The organism is Methylobacterium oryzisoli (genome assembly GCF_046557895.1).
Classification (GTDB): domain Bacteria; phylum Pseudomonadota; class Alphaproteobacteria; order Rhizobiales; family Beijerinckiaceae; genus Methylobacterium; species Methylobacterium oryzisoli.
In genome coordinates this window covers 38,103-53,283 of the sequence record NZ_JBKIBX010000035.1, presented here as the reverse complement: position 1 = coordinate 53,283, position 15,181 = coordinate 38,103, and the positions used below count along the sequence as shown (strand labels likewise).

General features: G+C 71.2%; 16 protein-coding genes. 9 read left to right on the top strand and 7 right to left on the bottom strand.

Going from position 1 to position 15,181, the window contains the following annotated elements; genetic code table 11:
- Positions 1–14 precede the first annotated feature (14 nt).
- Together ACKUB9_RS25595 and ACKUB9_RS25590 are read left to right on the top strand one after the other, a co-directional pair.
- The gene (locus ACKUB9_RS25595; protein ID WP_407528509.1) at positions 15–1,421 is read left to right on the top strand and encodes an amidase; all 1,407 of its coding nucleotides are present in this window, start codon (positions 15–17) and stop codon (positions 1,419–1,421) included.
- A gap of 28 nt (positions 1,422–1,449) precedes the next feature.
- Complete coding sequence (locus tag ACKUB9_RS25590) at positions 1,450–2,046, top strand: LysE family translocator (RefSeq protein ID WP_407528507.1); 597 nt, start codon at positions 1,450–1,452, stop codon at positions 2,044–2,046.
- 29 nt (positions 2,047–2,075) lie between these two features.
- On the opposite strand, the gene ACKUB9_RS25585 is transcribed toward ACKUB9_RS25590, so the two are convergent.
- Complete coding sequence (locus tag ACKUB9_RS25585; protein WP_407528506.1) at positions 2,076–3,047, bottom strand: TAXI family TRAP transporter solute-binding subunit; 972 nt, start codon at positions 3,045–3,047, stop codon at positions 2,076–2,078.
- A 231-nt stretch (positions 3,048–3,278) separates the two neighbouring features.
- On the opposite strand from ACKUB9_RS25585, the gene ACKUB9_RS25580 reads away from it, so the two are divergent.
- Both ACKUB9_RS25580 and ACKUB9_RS25575 read left to right on the top strand, forming a co-directional pair.
- Complete coding sequence (locus ACKUB9_RS25580) at positions 3,279–4,052, top strand: SDR family NAD(P)-dependent oxidoreductase (RefSeq protein WP_407528504.1); 774 nt, start codon at positions 3,279–3,281, stop codon at positions 4,050–4,052.
- Positions 4,053–4,078: 26 nt separating this feature from the next.
- A complete protein-coding gene (locus ACKUB9_RS25575) occupies positions 4,079–4,537 on the top strand; it encodes a Mut7-C RNAse domain-containing protein (RefSeq protein WP_407528502.1) in 459 nt (152 codons plus the stop codon).
- On the opposite strand, the gene ACKUB9_RS25570 is transcribed toward ACKUB9_RS25575, so the two are convergent.
- Positions 4,506–5,000 carry a DUF427 domain-containing protein gene (locus ACKUB9_RS25570; RefSeq protein WP_407528500.1) on the bottom strand — a complete coding sequence of 165 codons (495 nt, stop codon included), beginning with the start codon at positions 4,998–5,000 and terminating at the stop codon, positions 4,506–4,508. The two genes, ACKUB9_RS25575 and ACKUB9_RS25570, sit on opposite strands and share 32 nt — an antisense overlap.
- Before the next feature lie 184 nt (positions 5,001–5,184).
- Between ACKUB9_RS25570 and otsB the strand changes: the two genes are divergently transcribed.
- Together otsB and ACKUB9_RS25560 are read left to right on the top strand one after the other, a co-directional pair.
- On the top strand, positions 5,185–5,937 hold the full coding sequence (gene otsB, locus ACKUB9_RS25565) for a trehalose-phosphatase (RefSeq protein ID WP_407528499.1): 753 nt from the start codon (positions 5,185–5,187) through the stop codon (positions 5,935–5,937).
- Between the two features lie 106 nt (positions 5,938–6,043).
- The gene (locus ACKUB9_RS25560; protein ID WP_407528497.1) at positions 6,044–6,466 is read left to right on the top strand and encodes an FKBP-type peptidyl-prolyl cis-trans isomerase; all 423 of its coding nucleotides are present in this window, start codon (positions 6,044–6,046) and stop codon (positions 6,464–6,466) included.
- A gap of 75 nt (positions 6,467–6,541) precedes the next feature.
- On the opposite strand, the gene ACKUB9_RS25555 is transcribed toward ACKUB9_RS25560, so the two are convergent.
- The 5 genes from ACKUB9_RS25555 to ACKUB9_RS25535 form a co-directional block, all read right to left on the bottom strand.
- Positions 6,542–7,234 carry an ABC transporter ATP-binding protein gene (locus ACKUB9_RS25555; protein ID WP_407528535.1) on the bottom strand — a complete coding sequence of 231 codons (693 nt, stop codon included), beginning with the start codon at positions 7,232–7,234 and terminating at the stop codon, positions 6,542–6,544.
- Positions 7,235–7,293: 59 nt separating this feature from the next.
- Positions 7,294–8,046, bottom strand: a complete 753-nt coding sequence (locus ACKUB9_RS25550) for an ABC transporter ATP-binding protein (RefSeq protein WP_407528495.1) — start codon at positions 8,044–8,046, stop codon at positions 7,294–7,296.
- Entirely contained in the window at positions 8,047–9,369 is a 1,323-nt protein-coding gene (locus ACKUB9_RS25545) for a branched-chain amino acid ABC transporter permease (protein WP_407528493.1), read from the bottom strand.
- Complete coding sequence (locus ACKUB9_RS25540; protein ID WP_407528491.1) at positions 9,366–10,319, bottom strand: branched-chain amino acid ABC transporter permease; 954 nt, start codon at positions 10,317–10,319, stop codon at positions 9,366–9,368. Before ACKUB9_RS25540 ends, ACKUB9_RS25545 begins: the two co-directional genes overlap by 4 nt.
- Positions 10,320–10,832: 513 nt before the next feature.
- Entirely contained in the window at positions 10,833–12,041 is a 1,209-nt protein-coding gene (locus tag ACKUB9_RS25535) for a branched-chain amino acid ABC transporter substrate-binding protein (RefSeq protein WP_407528534.1), read from the bottom strand.
- 329 nt (positions 12,042–12,370) lie between these two features.
- On the opposite strand from ACKUB9_RS25535, the gene ACKUB9_RS25530 reads away from it, so the two are divergent.
- From ACKUB9_RS25530 to ACKUB9_RS25520, 3 genes are all read left to right on the top strand, one after another.
- Positions 12,371–13,222 carry an IclR family transcriptional regulator gene (locus tag ACKUB9_RS25530; protein ID WP_407528490.1) on the top strand — a complete coding sequence of 284 codons (852 nt, stop codon included), beginning with the start codon at positions 12,371–12,373 and terminating at the stop codon, positions 13,220–13,222.
- 25 nt (positions 13,223–13,247) lie between these two features.
- Positions 13,248–13,931: a DUF7002 family protein gene (locus tag ACKUB9_RS25525; RefSeq protein ID WP_407528489.1), complete on the top strand. Its 684-nt coding sequence runs from the start codon at positions 13,248–13,250 to the stop codon at positions 13,929–13,931.
- Positions 13,932–14,178: 247 nt separating this feature from the next.
- Positions 14,179–15,078, top strand: a complete 900-nt coding sequence (locus ACKUB9_RS25520; protein ID WP_407528487.1) for a LysR substrate-binding domain-containing protein — start codon at positions 14,179–14,181, stop codon at positions 15,076–15,078.
- Positions 15,079–15,181 lie beyond the last annotated feature (103 nt).

Sequence of the window (15,181 nt, the reverse complement as noted above, 5' to 3'; positions counted from 1 at the left end):
GAGAGGAGACGCGCATGACGGACATCCGGCATCTCGACGGGACGGCCCTCATCGCCGCCTACCGCGCGCGCAGGCTCTCGCCGCGCGAGGTCGTGGCCGACGCGTTGGCCCGCATCGCCCGGCACGAGCCGGCCGTGAACGGCTTCATCCTGGTGGACGGCGAGGCCGCGCTCGCGGCGGCCGCCGCCTCGGAGGCGCGCTGGGCGGCCGGCACGCCGTGCGGTCCCCTCGACGGCCTGCCGATGACCATCAAGGACAACATCGCCTGGGCGGGCCACCCGATGCGGCGCGGCTCGCGCACGACGCCCGCGACGCCGCTCGCCGAGAACGCCCCGGCGGTGGACCGGCTCCTGGCGGCCGGCGCGATCCCGCTCGGCAAGACCACGATGCCGGAATTCGGCTGGAAGGGCCTGGGCGATTCGACGCTCACCGGGATCACCCGCAACCCCTGGGACCTGTCCGTCACCACCGGAGGCTCCTCGGCCGGCGCGGCGGCCGCGGCGGCGCTGAATCTCGGCATCGCGCATCTCGGCACCGACGGGGCGGGGTCGATCCGCATCCCGGCCGCCTTCTGCGGCGTCTTCGGCCTCAAGCCGAGCTACGGCCGCGTGCCGGCCTATCCCCCCTCCCCGTTCGGGCCCGTGGCCCATCTCGGCCCGCTCGCGCACCGCGTCGCCGACGCGGCGCTGATGCTGCAGGCGATCGCGCAGCCGGACGCCCGCGATATGCTGGCGAATCTCGCCGCCCCACCCGATTACGGCGCCGCGCTGGAGGACGGCGTGAAGGGTTTCCGGGTGGCCTGGAGCCCGCGGCTCGGCTTTGCCGCCACGGTCGATCCCGAGGTGGCGGCCCTGACCGAGCGGGCGGTGGCGGCCTTCGCGGATCTCGGCGCCACCGTGGAGGAGGCCGATCCGGGCTTCGCCGATCCGGTCGAGACCCTCAACGGCATCTGGCTCGTCGGCGCCTGGAGCGTGCTGCGCAGCCTCCCGGAGGCGAGCCGCGAGGCGGTGGAGCCGGCCTTGCGCGCGGCGGCGGAGCGCGGCCGCCGCATCGACGCCCCGGACTTCCTCGCGGCGCTCAACGCCCGCGCAGCGGTTTTTTCCGTGATGGCGCGCTTCCATGCCCGCTACGACCTGCTGCTCACCCCCGCCGTGGCCACGCCCGCCTTCACGGCCGGACATCTCACGCCGCCGGACGGCCGCTTCGGGGACGACTGGCTCGCCTGGACGCCCTTCTCCTACCCGTTCAACCTCACCGGCCAGCCCGCCGCCACGGTGCCGTGCGGGCTGACCCGGGCGGGACTGCCGGTGGGCCTGCAGATCGTCGGACCGATGGGCGAGGACGCGCGGGTGCTCGCCGCCGCGCGCGCCTTCGAGGCGGCCCGGCCCTGGCCGGCGCTCGACGCGCCGCGCGGGGCGTGAGGCGCCCGCATGCCCAAGGCATGACCCCATGCTGGCGCTCGCCGCCGCCGTGATCCCCTTCGCGGTCTCGACCTCGATCAGCCCCGGCCCGAACAACGTCATGCTGGCGGCGTCCGGAGCGAATTTCGGCTTCGCCCGCACGATCCCGCACATGCTGGGCGTCGCGCTCGGCTTCCCGCTGATGCTCGTCGCGGTGGGGCTCGGCCTCGGCAGCGTGTTCGCGGCCGTGCCGGCGCTCCATCTCGTCCTCAAGGTCGCGGGCGCCGCCTACCTCCTCCACCTCGCGTGGCGCATCGCCACCGCGGACGCGAAGACCGGCCCGGCCGCGCGTCCGGCCGCACCGCTCACCTTCGGGCAGGCCGCCGCCTTCCAGTGGGCGAATGCCAAGGCGTGGATCATGGCGCTCGGCGCGGTCACGACCTACACGACCCCGCAGGGCGACGCGGTGACGGAGATCGTGGTGATCGCCGTCATCTTCGACCTCGTGTGCCTGCCGACCGTGGCGCTGTGGGCCGGGTTCGGCGTCGTCATCGGCCGCGTGCTGGAGCGCTCGCCGCGCGGCTTGCGGGCCTTCAACGTCGCGATGGGCCTGCTCCTCGTCCTCTCGGTGGTCCAAGTGTTCTGACGTCGTGGGCGCGGATGATCGGGCCGCCCTCAATCGGTGCCGACGGTGCCGAGCACGGCCTGGTTGCGGTACCAGCGGCTCGCCCCGTTGTGGAACGGCAGGAACGTGTTGCGCACGAAGTTGGCCGGCACCGTCTCGCCGGCGGCGGAGTGGATCTCCATCATCCGCTCGTGCTCCGCAAAAACGGCCGCCACGATCGCGTAGACCAGATCGTCCGGCAGGCTCTGGTGCGCCACCGCGAAGTTGTAGAGGCCGACCGTGACGTAGCGCTGCGGCAGCGAGGGATAGAGTCCGGCCGGCACGAGCGACAGCCCGAGTTCCGGGATCGCGAGGCGCAGGTCGACGATCTGGCTCGGCGACAGCGTCAGGAAGCGCACCCGGCTCTTGCGCTCCAGCTCGGTGAAGGCCGGGAACGGCACGCCGGCGGCGACCGCGAGCGCGTCGAGGGTGCCGGCCTGCACCTGTGCCGCGAGGCTCGCCCATTCCCCGTGGACGAGGGTGGCGTCGATGCCGAGCGTGCGGAAGATCTGCGGGACGTAGGTGCCGGCGGTGCCCGTCTCCGGACCGACGCCGACGCGCCGGCCCTTGAGGTCGGCGAGCTTCTGGATGCCGGTATCCTGCAGGGTCATGAACTGGAACGGCGTGTCGTACATCGGAAACATCGCCCGCAGGGAGCGCATCGGCTTGCCGACCGCCCCCGGGGCGGCTCCGTTCCAGGCCTGCTGCGCGGCGCCGAGCGTGACGAAGGCGATCTGCACCTCCCCGTTCTCGAGGAGCTGGATATTTTGGCTCGGTCCCTCCGTCGACCGCGCGACCACCGGCAGCCGTAGCTTATGGGTCAGGATCTTCGCGAGACCTTCGCCGTAGGCGTAGTAGGTCCCGCCGGGCGAGGCTGTGCCGATCGTCAGCGTGGCGGGCCAGTGAGCCTCGCCCGCGAGGAGCGCCGCAGGCCAGAGCAGCAGGGCCGCGACGATGGCGGCCAATCGGGACACGCGTCTCATTCGTCACCTCCGTGCCATCGGCTTCCGTTCGGTGAGACGACGTCATGGTAGACGAGACCTGGTCCGTCGACCATGGAAGACTTGGCACCGCGCAACAACCGGCCGGCGGCATTGTCGCGGTCCTTCCCCGAGAGCACGATGTCGGCGCCTCGCCGAAGGCGCGCGGTGCTGAGCCCCACAGGAACAGCGCCGGAAGCGGCACGTTGCGGTCCGACACCCCGGAGCCGCCGCATGAAGCTCGACAACCAGATCGCTCTCGTGACGGGCGCCGATTCCGGCATCGGTCAGGCCATCGCGGCGCTGTTCGCCGAGGCCGGGGCCGATCTCTGCATCACCTACCACACCGACGCGGAGGGGGCGGCGGAGACGCGGCGGCGGGTCGAGGCCGCGGGACGCCGCGCCTTGGTCGCCCAGCTCGACGTGCGGGACGCAGCCGCCGTGAACGCCCTGTTCGACCGGGTGGCGCGCGAACTCGGCGTGCCGGACGTGCTCGTCAACAACGCCGGCAAGGGCATGGGCGCGCAGACGCCCGTCGCCGACCTGCCCGACGCGCAGCTCGACCTCATCCTCGACACCAACCTGAAGGGGCCGCTGCACTGCGCCCGGGCCTTCGTGCGCCAGCGCCGCGAGCGGGGCGGCGGGGGCCGCATCGTCACGATCTCGTCGGTGGCCCAGCACCTGCCGACCCCGCACTCGGCACCCTACGGCATGGCGAAGGCCGGCCTCGGCTCCCTGACCCGCAGCCTCGCGATCGAACTCGCGGAGCAGCGGATCAACGTCAACAACATCGCGCCGGGCCTGATCGCCACGCCGATGACGCAGGAGCGGCTCGACGATCCGCAGAAGCGCGAGGCCTCGATGAAGGAGATTCCCTGGCACCGGCCGGGCGAGCCGATCGAGATCGCGCGCCTCGCCCTGTTCCTGGCCTCCGAGTACGGCGACTACGTCACCGGCCAGACCTGGGTGATGGATGGGGGACTCACCATGAACTGGGGCGGGGCGTAAAGCTGGCGGCGTGGCTCTGCGACGAGATGCTGGGCCGGCTCGCGCGCCTGTTGCGCGCGGCCGGGCATGATACCGCGCTCGCGGCGCCCGGCACTCCCGACGCCATCCTCGCCGCCGCGACCCGGCGGGAGGGACGCACCCTGCTCACCCTCGACCGCCGCCTCGCCGAGACCGCGGCGGATTGTGGCCTCCGCCTCCCCGAGGACCGGCCCGAGGCCCAGGCGCGGCACCTGTCCCGGCTGCGCCTGGTCGACTGGCGCCTCGCGCCCTTCACCCGCTGCCTCCTCGACAACGCGCCGTTGCGCGACGCGGGAGCAGGCGAGATCGCGGCCCTTCTAGCACCGAGCCGGGACGGGCCCGGCCCGTTGAGAATCTGCCCGGCCTGCGGGCGGGTCTACTGGCCCGGAAGTCACGTCCGGCGGATGAGCGCGACCCTCGACCGCCTCGCGGCCGCTACCAGCCCATCGTCCCCGGACCGCCCTTGAACGGGCCGACCACGCGCGCCGTGATCCAGCCGCCGTAGAACGCGCCCGGCTGCGGCTCCGCCCGCTCGTCGCCCACGTAGCAGGCATCCATCGGCGCGGCGTAGAAGGCGACGTGGTCGGCGATCGGCCGGAAGCCCGGCGTGGGATCGGGATAGGCCCAGGCGGCCCCGGGCGCCTGCCGCCCGCCGGCCGTCACGTCGAACAGGACGGCCCGGCCCTTCCACTCGCAGATCCCGGCCAAGCGCGGCGGCCCGAGCACGCCGGGCCGGACGGCGTCGGGCGGAAAATAGTAGGTCGGCGGATGGCTCGTCTCCAGCACGCGCCAGCCGGCCCGCGTATCGGCGATGGTGACGCCGCCGAGCACCACGTGCAGGCGCGCCTCCACCGGCTCCAGCCGCGGCGGACGGGGATAATCCCACACGCTCTCCTGGCCCGGCTTAGGCCGAATCGGCTGCGGTCGCATGGCGCCTCCTGTCGTCGACGCCGAGGATGGCGCGGGCCGCGCGGCCCCGCATTGCGGCATGCCGCCCCGCGGCGATTGCGTCGGGGCGGTGCTTGGCTCTAAGCCGGGCCGGGTCCCTCCCGTCGCACGGCCGTCGCCGGCCCGGGGGCAGGATCGGACCCCGACGCCTCCGGAGTGCCGCGCCGTGACCGATTCCGCCTACGCGCTATTTCTCGACTTCGACGGCACGCTCGTCGACATCGCCCCGCGGCCGGACCAAGTCATCGTCCCGCCCGCCCTGCCGCCGGCCCTGGCGCGCCTGCGCGCGCGCCTCGGCGGCGCGCTCGCCATCGTCACCGGGCGGCCGATCGCCACGATCGACGGCTTCCTCGCGCCGGAGCGGTTCGATGTCGGCGGCCTGCACGGGGTCGAGCTGCGCCGCGGCGGCGCGGTGGCGGGCTGCGAGCCCGACGCGCATCCGCGCCTGCGGGCCGGGGTGGCGGCGCTCCAGCGCGCGGTGGCCGACCTCGACGCGGTGCTGATCGAGGACAAGGGCTGCTCGGTGGCGGTGCACTGGCGCCTCGCCACCCCGTCCGATGCCGGCAAGGCCCAGGCGGCGGTGGAGGGCGCGGCGCGCGACCTCGGCGAGGAGTACCGGCTCCAGCTCGGCAAGGCGGTGGGCGAGATCCTGCCCGCCACCGCCACCAAGGGCCATGCGATCCGCACGTTCCAGCAGGAGGCACCCTATGCGGGCCGCCGCGCGGTTTTTCTCGGCGACGACCTCACCGACGAAAAGGCCTTCGCGACGGTGAACGCGGATGGCGGCCTCAGCGTGCGCGTCGGCGGCGGCGAGACCATCGCCACCCATCGCCTGATCGAGCCGGAGGACGTGCGCCGCGTGCTGCTCGGCTGGGCGGACGGCGCCCCGATCGACCCGGAGGCGCTGCCCCGCGCCTGATCCACGCGCCTTGCCGCGATGCTCCGGGGCCGCTGCCCTCGGCAGGGCGGCGCGCCCGTGCTAACGCAGGCCCCCGACCCTTGAGAAGACAGGACCCGCGCCCGCAATGCGCCTCTCCCCTCTCCTGACAGCCGGAGCCGTGCTGATCGCCATGACTGCTGCCGCTTCCTCCGCCGACTTCGTCACCACTCCCTCGGGCCTCAAGTACAAGGACGAGGTGGTGGGCACCGGACCCCAGCCGAAGGCCGGGCAGACCGTGAACGTCCACTACACCGGCTGGCTCGACGACAAGGGCAAGAAGGGCAAGAAGTTCGACAGCTCCGTCGACCGCGGCCAGCCGCTCGGCTTCGCGGTGGGCACCGGCCAGGTGATCAAGGGCTGGGACGAGGGCCTGTCGACCATGAAGGTCGGCGGCAAGCGCACGCTGCTGATCCCGCCGGACCTCGGCTACGGCGCGCGCGGCGCGGGCGGCGTCATCCCGCCGAACGCCACGCTGATCTTCGACGTCGAACTGCTCGGCGTGCGCTAGAGCCGCATCCGGCCTGATTGCATCAGGCCGGCGTCTCCAGATCGTTCTTTTGATGCGCAGGCCCGCGTGGGCGGCTCACACTTCGAGCCACTCCCGCCGCACGGCCTCGTTCGCCATCAGGTCGGCGGGGGTGCCCTCGAACATCACCCGCCCGTGGCCCATCACGTAGAGGCGCTGCGACAGCTTGAGGGCGATGGTGAGTTTTTGCTCCACGAGCAGCACCGCCACGCCCCGGGCCGCGATCTCGCCGATGAGGTCGCCCACGCGCGCCACCATCTGGGGCGAGAGCCCCTCGGTCGGCTCGTCGATCATGATGAGGTCGGGGTTGCCCATCAGGGTGCGGCAGATGGTGAGCATCTGCTGCTCGCCCCCCGAGAGGACGCCGCCGGGCGTGTCGATGCGCTCCTCCAGCCGCGGAAACAGGCGGAAGATCTCCTCGTAGCTCCAGCGCGCGCCCGTGCCGGGTTTCTCGCCCAGCGCGAGGTTCTGGCGCACCGTGAGCTTGGGGAAGATCGCGCGCTCCTCCGGCACGTAGCCGAGGCCGCGGCGGGCCACGACGTGCGGCCGCAGGCCCGCGATGGGCTGGCCCTTGAAGCGGATCGTGCCCCGCGGGGGCACGTCGCCCATGATCGCCTTCAGGGTGGTGGAGCGGCCGACGCCGTTCCGGCCGAGGATCGAGACGATCTCCCCCGCTCCGACCCGGAAGTTCACGCCCTGGAGGATGTGGCTCTTGCCGTAGAAGGCGTGCAGGTCCTCGACCTCGAGCAGGGCCGGGCCGGTCGCGGGCGACACGGCCCGCGCCGGCGGCGGGCTGGCGACGGCGGCGCTCATGCGGCGGCGACCCCCAGATAGGCTTCCTGCACGGCGCGGTTCTCCCGGATGCGCTCGGGGACGTCGGTGGCGATGATGCGGCCGTAGACCAGCACCGAGATGCGGTCGGCGAGCCCGAACACCACCGCCATGTCGTGCTCGACCATCAGGAGCGTGCGCCCGGCCGTCACCTCGCGGATCAGCGCGGTGGCGTGCTCGCTCTCGCTGTGGCTCATGCCGGCCATCGGCTCGTCGAGCAGGATCACCCGGGCGTCGCTGGCGATGCTGATGCCGATCTCCAGCGCCCGCTGCTCGGCGTAGGCGAGCATGCCGGCCGGCATCGCGGCCCGGTGGCCCAGGCGGATGCTGTCGAGGATCTCGGCCGTGCGGGCGGCGACGCCCGGCAGGCGCTCGATGCCGCGCCAGAAGATCGGCCGGTAGCCCATCGCGCGCAGCACCGCGCAGCGCACGTTCTCCCACACGCTGAGTTTGGGGAAGATGTTCGTGACCTGGAAGCTGCGCGCCAGCCCCCGCCGATTGATGGCGGCCGGGCGCTCGCCGGTGATGTCGGTGCCCTCCAGGCGGATCGTGCCGCTCGTCGGCGACAGCCGGCCGCTGATCAGGTTGAACAGCGTCGACTTGCCGGCCCCGTTCGGCCCGATGATGGCGTGGCGCTCGCCCGCGGGCACCGCGAGGTCCACGCCCGCGATGATCTGCGTCGCCCCGAAGGACTTGGTGACGCCCGAGAGTTCGACGGCGGGGGCTGCCATTCAGACCTCCTTGGCGGCGGCCGAGGCCGCGTCCCACGCCTCCGCCACCCGCGGCCACGTCGCCCGGAAGGCCAGGAAGCCGCCGCCCGCGACGAGGAGCGCGACGATCCAGGGCAGCGGGCCGGCGACGTCGAGGGGGATCCGGAACAGGGTCATGGCGGTGCCGTCGCCCGCCTTCACCAGGGCCCGGAACGCCATCTCGATGAGCGCGATGAGGCCGGCCAGCATGACGAGCGCGGGCACGAGCGCCAGCAGGTAGGACGGGATCAGCCGGTTCACGGTGCCGGCCCGGATCAGCGGCCCGTGCATCATCGCGAGGCCCGCGATGCCGCCGGGGGCGAACATCACGATGGCGATGAACATCAGCCCGAAATAGAGCTGCCAGATCTCCGTCAGGTCGCTCAGCGAGACCTGCAGCAGCGTCACCACCACGGCCCCGATCACCGGCCCGACGAAGTGGCCGATGCCGCCGATGAAGGCCGCGAGCAGCACCACGCCGGACTGGTGCAGGCTGAGATACGACACGTTGACGATCTCGAAGTTGATGGCCGCGAGCGAGCCCGCCACGCCCGCGAACATCGCCGAGAGGCAGAAGGCGATCAGGCGCACCGTCTGCGGCTCGTAGCCGATGAACTCGACCCGCTCCGGGTTCTCGCGCACCGCGTTGCACAGCCGCCCGAGCGGGGTGCGGGTGATCGCGTACATCAGGATCGCGCAGATCAGGCACCACGCCGCGATCAGGTAGTAGACCTGGATCTGCGGCCCGAAGTTCAGGTCGAACAGCCGCATCATCTTGGTGCGGTTGGTGGTGATGCCCTCCTCGCCGCCGAAGAAGCTGTGCAGGATGTGCGAGCCGGAGGCCACCAGTTCGGCGAGGCCGAGCGAGATCATCGCGAACACGGTGCCGGCCCGGCGGGTCGAGACCGCGCCCAGCACGATGCCGAAGGCGAGCCCGGTGACCGCGCCGACGAGCGGCAGGGCGGCGAGCGGCACCGGCAGGCGCCCGGCCGCCACCACGTTCATGGCGTGGACCGTGAAGAAGGCACCGAGCCCGTAATAGACCGCATGCCCGAAGGACAGGAGTCCGGTCTGGCCGAGCAGCATGTTGTAGGACAGGGCGAACACGATCATGATGCCCATCAGGCTCATCATCGTGAGCGAGGTGCCGCTCGTGAGGATCTGGGGCGCGGCGAAGAGGATCGCCGCGGCGATGATCCAGGGAACCACGTGGCCCAGTCGCCCGCCCGTCCGCGGGCGCACCGCCTTCTCGGTCTGACCCCCGGCCCAGTCGCCGGCCGGCGCGCGTTCGACGAGGTCCGTCATGCTTCACGGTTCCCGAGGAGCCCGGTCGGCCGCGCGATCAGCACGATGACCAGCAGAAGGTAGGGAATGACCGGGCCGATCTGCGCGATCGTCACCGTCCAGAGATCGCCCAGCACCCCGCCCGAGGGCTGCGCCGTGATGCCGAGCGCCTGCGCCACGCTCGACACCGACACGTCGAGGGAGACCGCGAAGGTCTGGACCAGCCCGATCAGCAGCGAGGCCACGAAGGCGCCCGTGAGCGAGCCGAGACCCCCGACCACCACGACCACGAACAGGATCGGCCCGAGCAGGCCCGCCATGTTGGACTGGGTGACGAGGGACGGCCCGGCGATGACGCCCGCCACCGCGGCGAGGCCGGTGCCGACCCCGAAGACCAGCATGAACACCTTCGCGACGTCGTGGCCGAGCATCCCCACCATGTTGGGATGCGTCAGCGCCGCCTGGATGATCAGCCCGATCCGCGTGCGGGCGAGCACGAGCAGCAGGCCGAGGAAGATCGCCACCGACACGGCCAGCATGAACAGCTTGTAGGCCGGGTAGTTGGTGTCGAAGATCGTAAAGGCCGGGAAATCGAGCAGCGGCGGCACCCGGTAATCGACCGGAAGCTTGCCCCAGATCATCTGCACCACCTCCTCGATCACGTAGGCGAGGCCGAAGGTGAAGAGCAGTTCCGGCACGTGGCCGTGGCGGTGGACGTTACGCAGGCCGTAGCGCTCGACGAGCGCCCCGATGCCGCCCACGACCAGCGGCGCGGCCACGAGGCCGATCCAGAACCCGGTGTAGCGGCTGATCTGGTAGCCGAAGAACGCCCCGAGCATGTAGAAGCTCGCATGGGCGAAGTTGAGCACGCCCATCATGCTGAAGATGAGCGTCAGCCCGCTCGCCATCAGAAAGAGCAGCATGCCGTAGAGCACGCCGTTCAGGGTCGAGACGATCAAGAGTTCAAGCAACGGGCGGCCTCCTGAAGCGAGGTCGGCGGATGACGATGGGCGGATCGGCGGCGGGTTGCGCGGGATACGCCACGGAACCCCTCTCCCGTTCGGGCTAGCCTATTNAGGGTCGAGACGATCAAGAGTTCAAGCAACGGGCGGCCTCCTGAAGCGAGGTCGGCGGATGACGATGGGCGGATCGGCGGCGGGTTGCGCGGGATACGCCACGGAACCCCTCTCCCGTTCGGGCTAGCCTATTCACACATCGCCGAATGAGGCGCGGGATCCCCTCTCCCGTGCGGGAGAGGGGTAGGGGTGAGGGTCCCGGGAGGGAGCAGCAAGAAGGCGGAACGCTGGCGCTACCAGCATTGAGGTTGGTCGCTGAACCTGAAGCGTTCCGCTCCCCGCACGACGGTCTCAGCTTCGCTGCGGCACCCTCCCGGGACCCTCACGCGGGATCTTCGATCCCCTGCCCCTCTCCCGCACGGGAGAGGGGTTCCCGTGAGCCTCCTGTCGGTGTCGAGAGGAGGATCCTCAGCTCGGCCGGTCCATCTTGCAGGTGGTGGGCACCACCGTGTCCTTGGCGCTGATCTCGCCGATGCCCTTCCAGCCCCAGCCGGTGTTCTCGCTGTCGAAATCCTTCGCCGTGTCGATCGGGCCGAAGTTGGAGATGTACATGGTCTGAAAAAGCTGGTGGTCGTCCGGCCGCATGAAGCTGTCCTTGCCGTAGAGCGTATCGTTGTGGATCGACTCCATCGCCTTGGCGATGGCCTTCGGATCCGTCGACTTTGCCTCGGTGGCGGCCTTGACTAGGATGTTCATCAGGTTGACGACGCGCGGATAGGTCAGTTCCTGGCCGATGCGGGCCCGGAAGGCCTTCTCGAAGTCGTGGCCGGGCGGATAGGGAATGTTCGCGTAGCCCTCGGCGATCTGGAAGACGCGATCGCCCAGGTTCGCCTGCTTGATCGCGGTCGGGGCGCCCGCGCCGCCGCCGTAATAGGTGTAGAAGTTGGCCTGGAGACCCGCGTCGGCCGCTGCTTTCAGCAGCAGCGACATGTCCTGGCCCCAGTTGCCGGTGATGACCGTGTCGGCGCCCGACGCCTTCACCTTGGCGATGTAGGGCGAGAAGTCGTTGACCTTCTGCAGCGGGGCGACTTCGTCACCGACGATCTGCACGTCGGGACGCTTCTCCTTCAGCATCGCCCGCGCGGCCGAGCGCACCGCCTGCCCGAACGAGTAGTCCTGGTTGATCAGGTAGACCTTCTTCACCTCGGGCTTGCCCTTGATGAAGTTGGTCAGGGCCGCCATCTTGATATCGGAATTGGCGTCGAACCGGAAATGCCAGTAGTTGCACTTCGCGTTGGTGAGGGCCGGGTCGACCGCGGCATAGTTGAGATAGAGGATCTCCTTGCCGGGATTGCGGTCGTTGTACTTGGACACGAAGTCGATGATCGCGGCCGCGACGCTGGAGCCGTTGCCCTGGACGACGACGCGGGCGCCGGAGTCGATCGCTTTCTGAAGCTGGACGAGGCTTTCCTGCGGGTTGAGCTTGTTGTCGTAGCCCGTCACCTCCAGCTTCAGGTCGGCGTTCTTGGCGTTGTTCTGCTCCGCCATGTACTGGAAGGTCCTGAGCCCCGCCTCGCCGGTGCTGGCGCCGCCGCCCGAGAGGGGGTCGACGAAGGCGATCTTCAGGGTGGCGGGGGCGGCGAGAGCCGACGGGCCCGCGAGGGCCGCGCCGAGCACGAGCAAGCCGGCGAGCGTACGGCCCGCGATCGATCCGTTCACTGTTTCCTCCTCGATCTCGGCAATTCGAGTCGTTGGCGTCTGCGCGCCGTGTTCGGCGTCGCCGGCGGAATCTGGCGCCGCCGCGCCTCGCCCGCGAGGACGGGCGGCGCGTTGTGCCCACCGCCTCCCGCGTTCGTCCCGAAACGTGCCCGCGCCGCCGGATCGGGTCAAGTAGCGAAATGCCGATCCGCATCGCGAAACATGTTGCCGAACCGGCCGGAGCCCGGCACGGTGCGGAGAGAAGAGGCCGCGCCGCACGCGGCGATCGATGGGACATGGGGAGCATCATGCCAGAGGCCCTCGCGCCGACGCATATGCCGCGCCGGACGGGCGCAGCGGCGCCGCAGGAGGCCGGGCTCGTCGATCTCGACGACGGCGACCGGCAGTTCGTCACGGCACTCGCCAGGGGCCTGCAGGTGCTGCGCGCCTTCCGGGACGCCTCCGAGATGCTGGGCAACCGGGAGATCGCCGAGCGCACCAGGCTGCCCAAGCCGACGGTGTCGCGGCTCACCCACACGCTGCTCAGCCTCGGCTACCTCGTGCACGGGCAGGACGGCGAGCGCTACGGTCTCGGGCCGGCGGTGCTCGCCCTCTCGGCGGCGTTCCTGCGCCAGAACTCCTTCCCGCAGATGGCAAAGCCCTACCTGCAGGACCTCGCCACCGCCGTGCAGGCGCACGTGGCGCTCGGGCTCCTCGACGGGCTGCACTGCGTCTACGTCCAGCTCTGGCGCGGCAAGGGCCAGACCATCACCCTGTCGAGCGAGGTCGGCTTCCACCTCCCGCTCGCGCGCAGCGTCATGGGCATGGCGACCCTCGCCGGCATGGACGAGGAGCAGCGCGGCCCGCTGATCGAACGCCTGCGGCGGGAGAGCGGGGCCGAGTGGCCGGCCCTGGAGCGGACGATGCAGCGCTGCTTCGCCGAGATCGCCGAGCACGGCTTCTGCGTCGGCGTGGGCATCTGGCGCTCCGAGATCAACGCCGTCGCGGCCCCGATCCACAGCCCCGGCGCGCGCGGCATTTTTTCCGTGAACGTGAGCGGCCCGGCCTTCCTGATGACCGAGCCGGTGCTGCGCCGGGAGACCGGGCCGAAGCTGATGGAGACGATCGCCCGCATGCGCGCGCTCGGCATCGTCGATTAGAGGCGCCGGCCGGCATGCGGGCGCGATGACCGAGCAGGATCTGGTCGAGACCTATCCGCGCCTGTGGCACATGGCCGAAGCGGGAAGCTGGGCCTCGATCCGCGCGAACGGGCTCCTCAGCACCCGCGCCCTCCTCGATCTCTACGGGGTCGCGGGTGCGGCCCGCGAGGCCATCCTGTCGCGGCGTCGGCCGGATTCCGTGACGCTGCGGCGGGCCGGCCTGCCGGACGCGGTGGTGCGCGACCAGAAGCCGATGTCGGATGCCGGCCTGCGCGCCTGCCTGGACGACGGGCTGACGCCGGCGCAATGGTACGAGATCCTGAACGAAAAAGTCTTCTTCTGGCCCTCGCGCGAGAGGCTGCGGCGCCTCCTGGCGGCGCGCGCCTACCGCGGCACGCCGCATCTCGTTCTGACGCTGCGCACCGCCTCGCTCGTGGCCGCCCATCGCGACCGCGTCCTCATGAGCCCGATCAACAGCGGCGCCACCATCATGCGACCGCAGCGGCGCGGATACGCCACCTTCCGGACGATCGCCGATTACCCCGTCGCGGAGCGCCGCCGCCGTGCGGCCGACGCCGTGGCGGAGGTGGTGGTGCGCGACGGCGTGCCGGACGTGGCGGACCACGTGCTCGCTGTGCACCGCTGCCACCTCGGCGAGGCCGAGACGATCTGGCGCTCGCCCGAGGCCGGGCCCGACGACGGTCCCTGAGGGACGAGAGCGAGGCGTCCTCCGAACCCGTCTGTCGCGTTCAGACTCGATCCCCAGCCGCCAGGGTCGAAACGAGCCGATCTCCTCTCGCAAGGTCACCCTCGCTTGCGCGACGGGCTGCGTCGATGCCGGACACGCCAACGGCACGTTGGAGGCCCGGTCCCCTGCGTGAGAGGATGCCGCCGGAGATGCATTCGGCCGCGGCGGCGATCCGTGGCCGTGGATCCGTCGAGAGCGCCTGCAGACCATGGAAGTGAAGTGGATCGAGGACTTCCTGAGCCTCGCCGAGACGCGCAGCTTCTCGCGCTCGGCGGAGGAGCGGCACGTGACGCAATCGGCGTTCAGCCGGCGCATCCGCTCCCTGGAGGTCTGGCTCGGCACGGTGCTCCTCGATCGCTCGACCTACCCGATCACGCTCACCGCGGACGGGCGCCGGTTCCTGGAGACCGCCGAGGAGGTGGTGCGCCTGCTGACCGTGAGCCGGGCCGAGTTCCGCACCCGCAGCGAGCGCTCCAGCCTGCCGGTGGTCACGATCACGGCGCTGCACTCGCTCTGCCTGTCCTTCCTGCCGGGCTGGCTCGGCGCGATCCGGGAGGCCGTCGGACCGCTGAACAGCCGGGTCCTGCCTGAAAATTTCAACATCTGCCTCCAGGCGCTGGTCGAGGGCGGCTACGACCTGCTGCTGACCTACCATCATCCGGGCATCCCGATCCCGCTCGATCCGACGCGCTACCCCTGCCGGTTGGTGGGGCGCGACAGCCTCGCGGCGGTGGCGGCGCCGCACGGTCTGACTCCCGACGGCGAGGGACGGCTGCCCCTGCTGCAATATTCCCGCGGCTCCTTCCTCGGCCGCCTCGCCACGATCGCGCAGGCGCGGGACGGCGCGCCGTCGACCTACCCGGTCCACACCAACGAAAATTCCATGGCGGAGGCCCTGCGGTCGATGGCGCTCGCGGGCCACGGCGTCGCGTGGCTGCCGCGCAGCCTCGTCGCCGCGGAGATCGCCTCCGGCGCCCTCGCACTCGTCAGCTCCGAGATGCCGATGGAGATCCGGCTCTACCGCAGCGGCGGGCGGGCGCGGCCCTTCCTCGACGCGATCTGGGAGGCCGCGGGAGCGCCCGAGCCACATTATGCGGAACCGGAATAACCTTGGTCCGACTTAGCATTGGCCTCTCCGGGCGTCCGGGATTATCCCGCCGCCCACGGTGAATGCAGTCGTCGCAGCGGTCCTTCGCCGACGCGACCTGCCC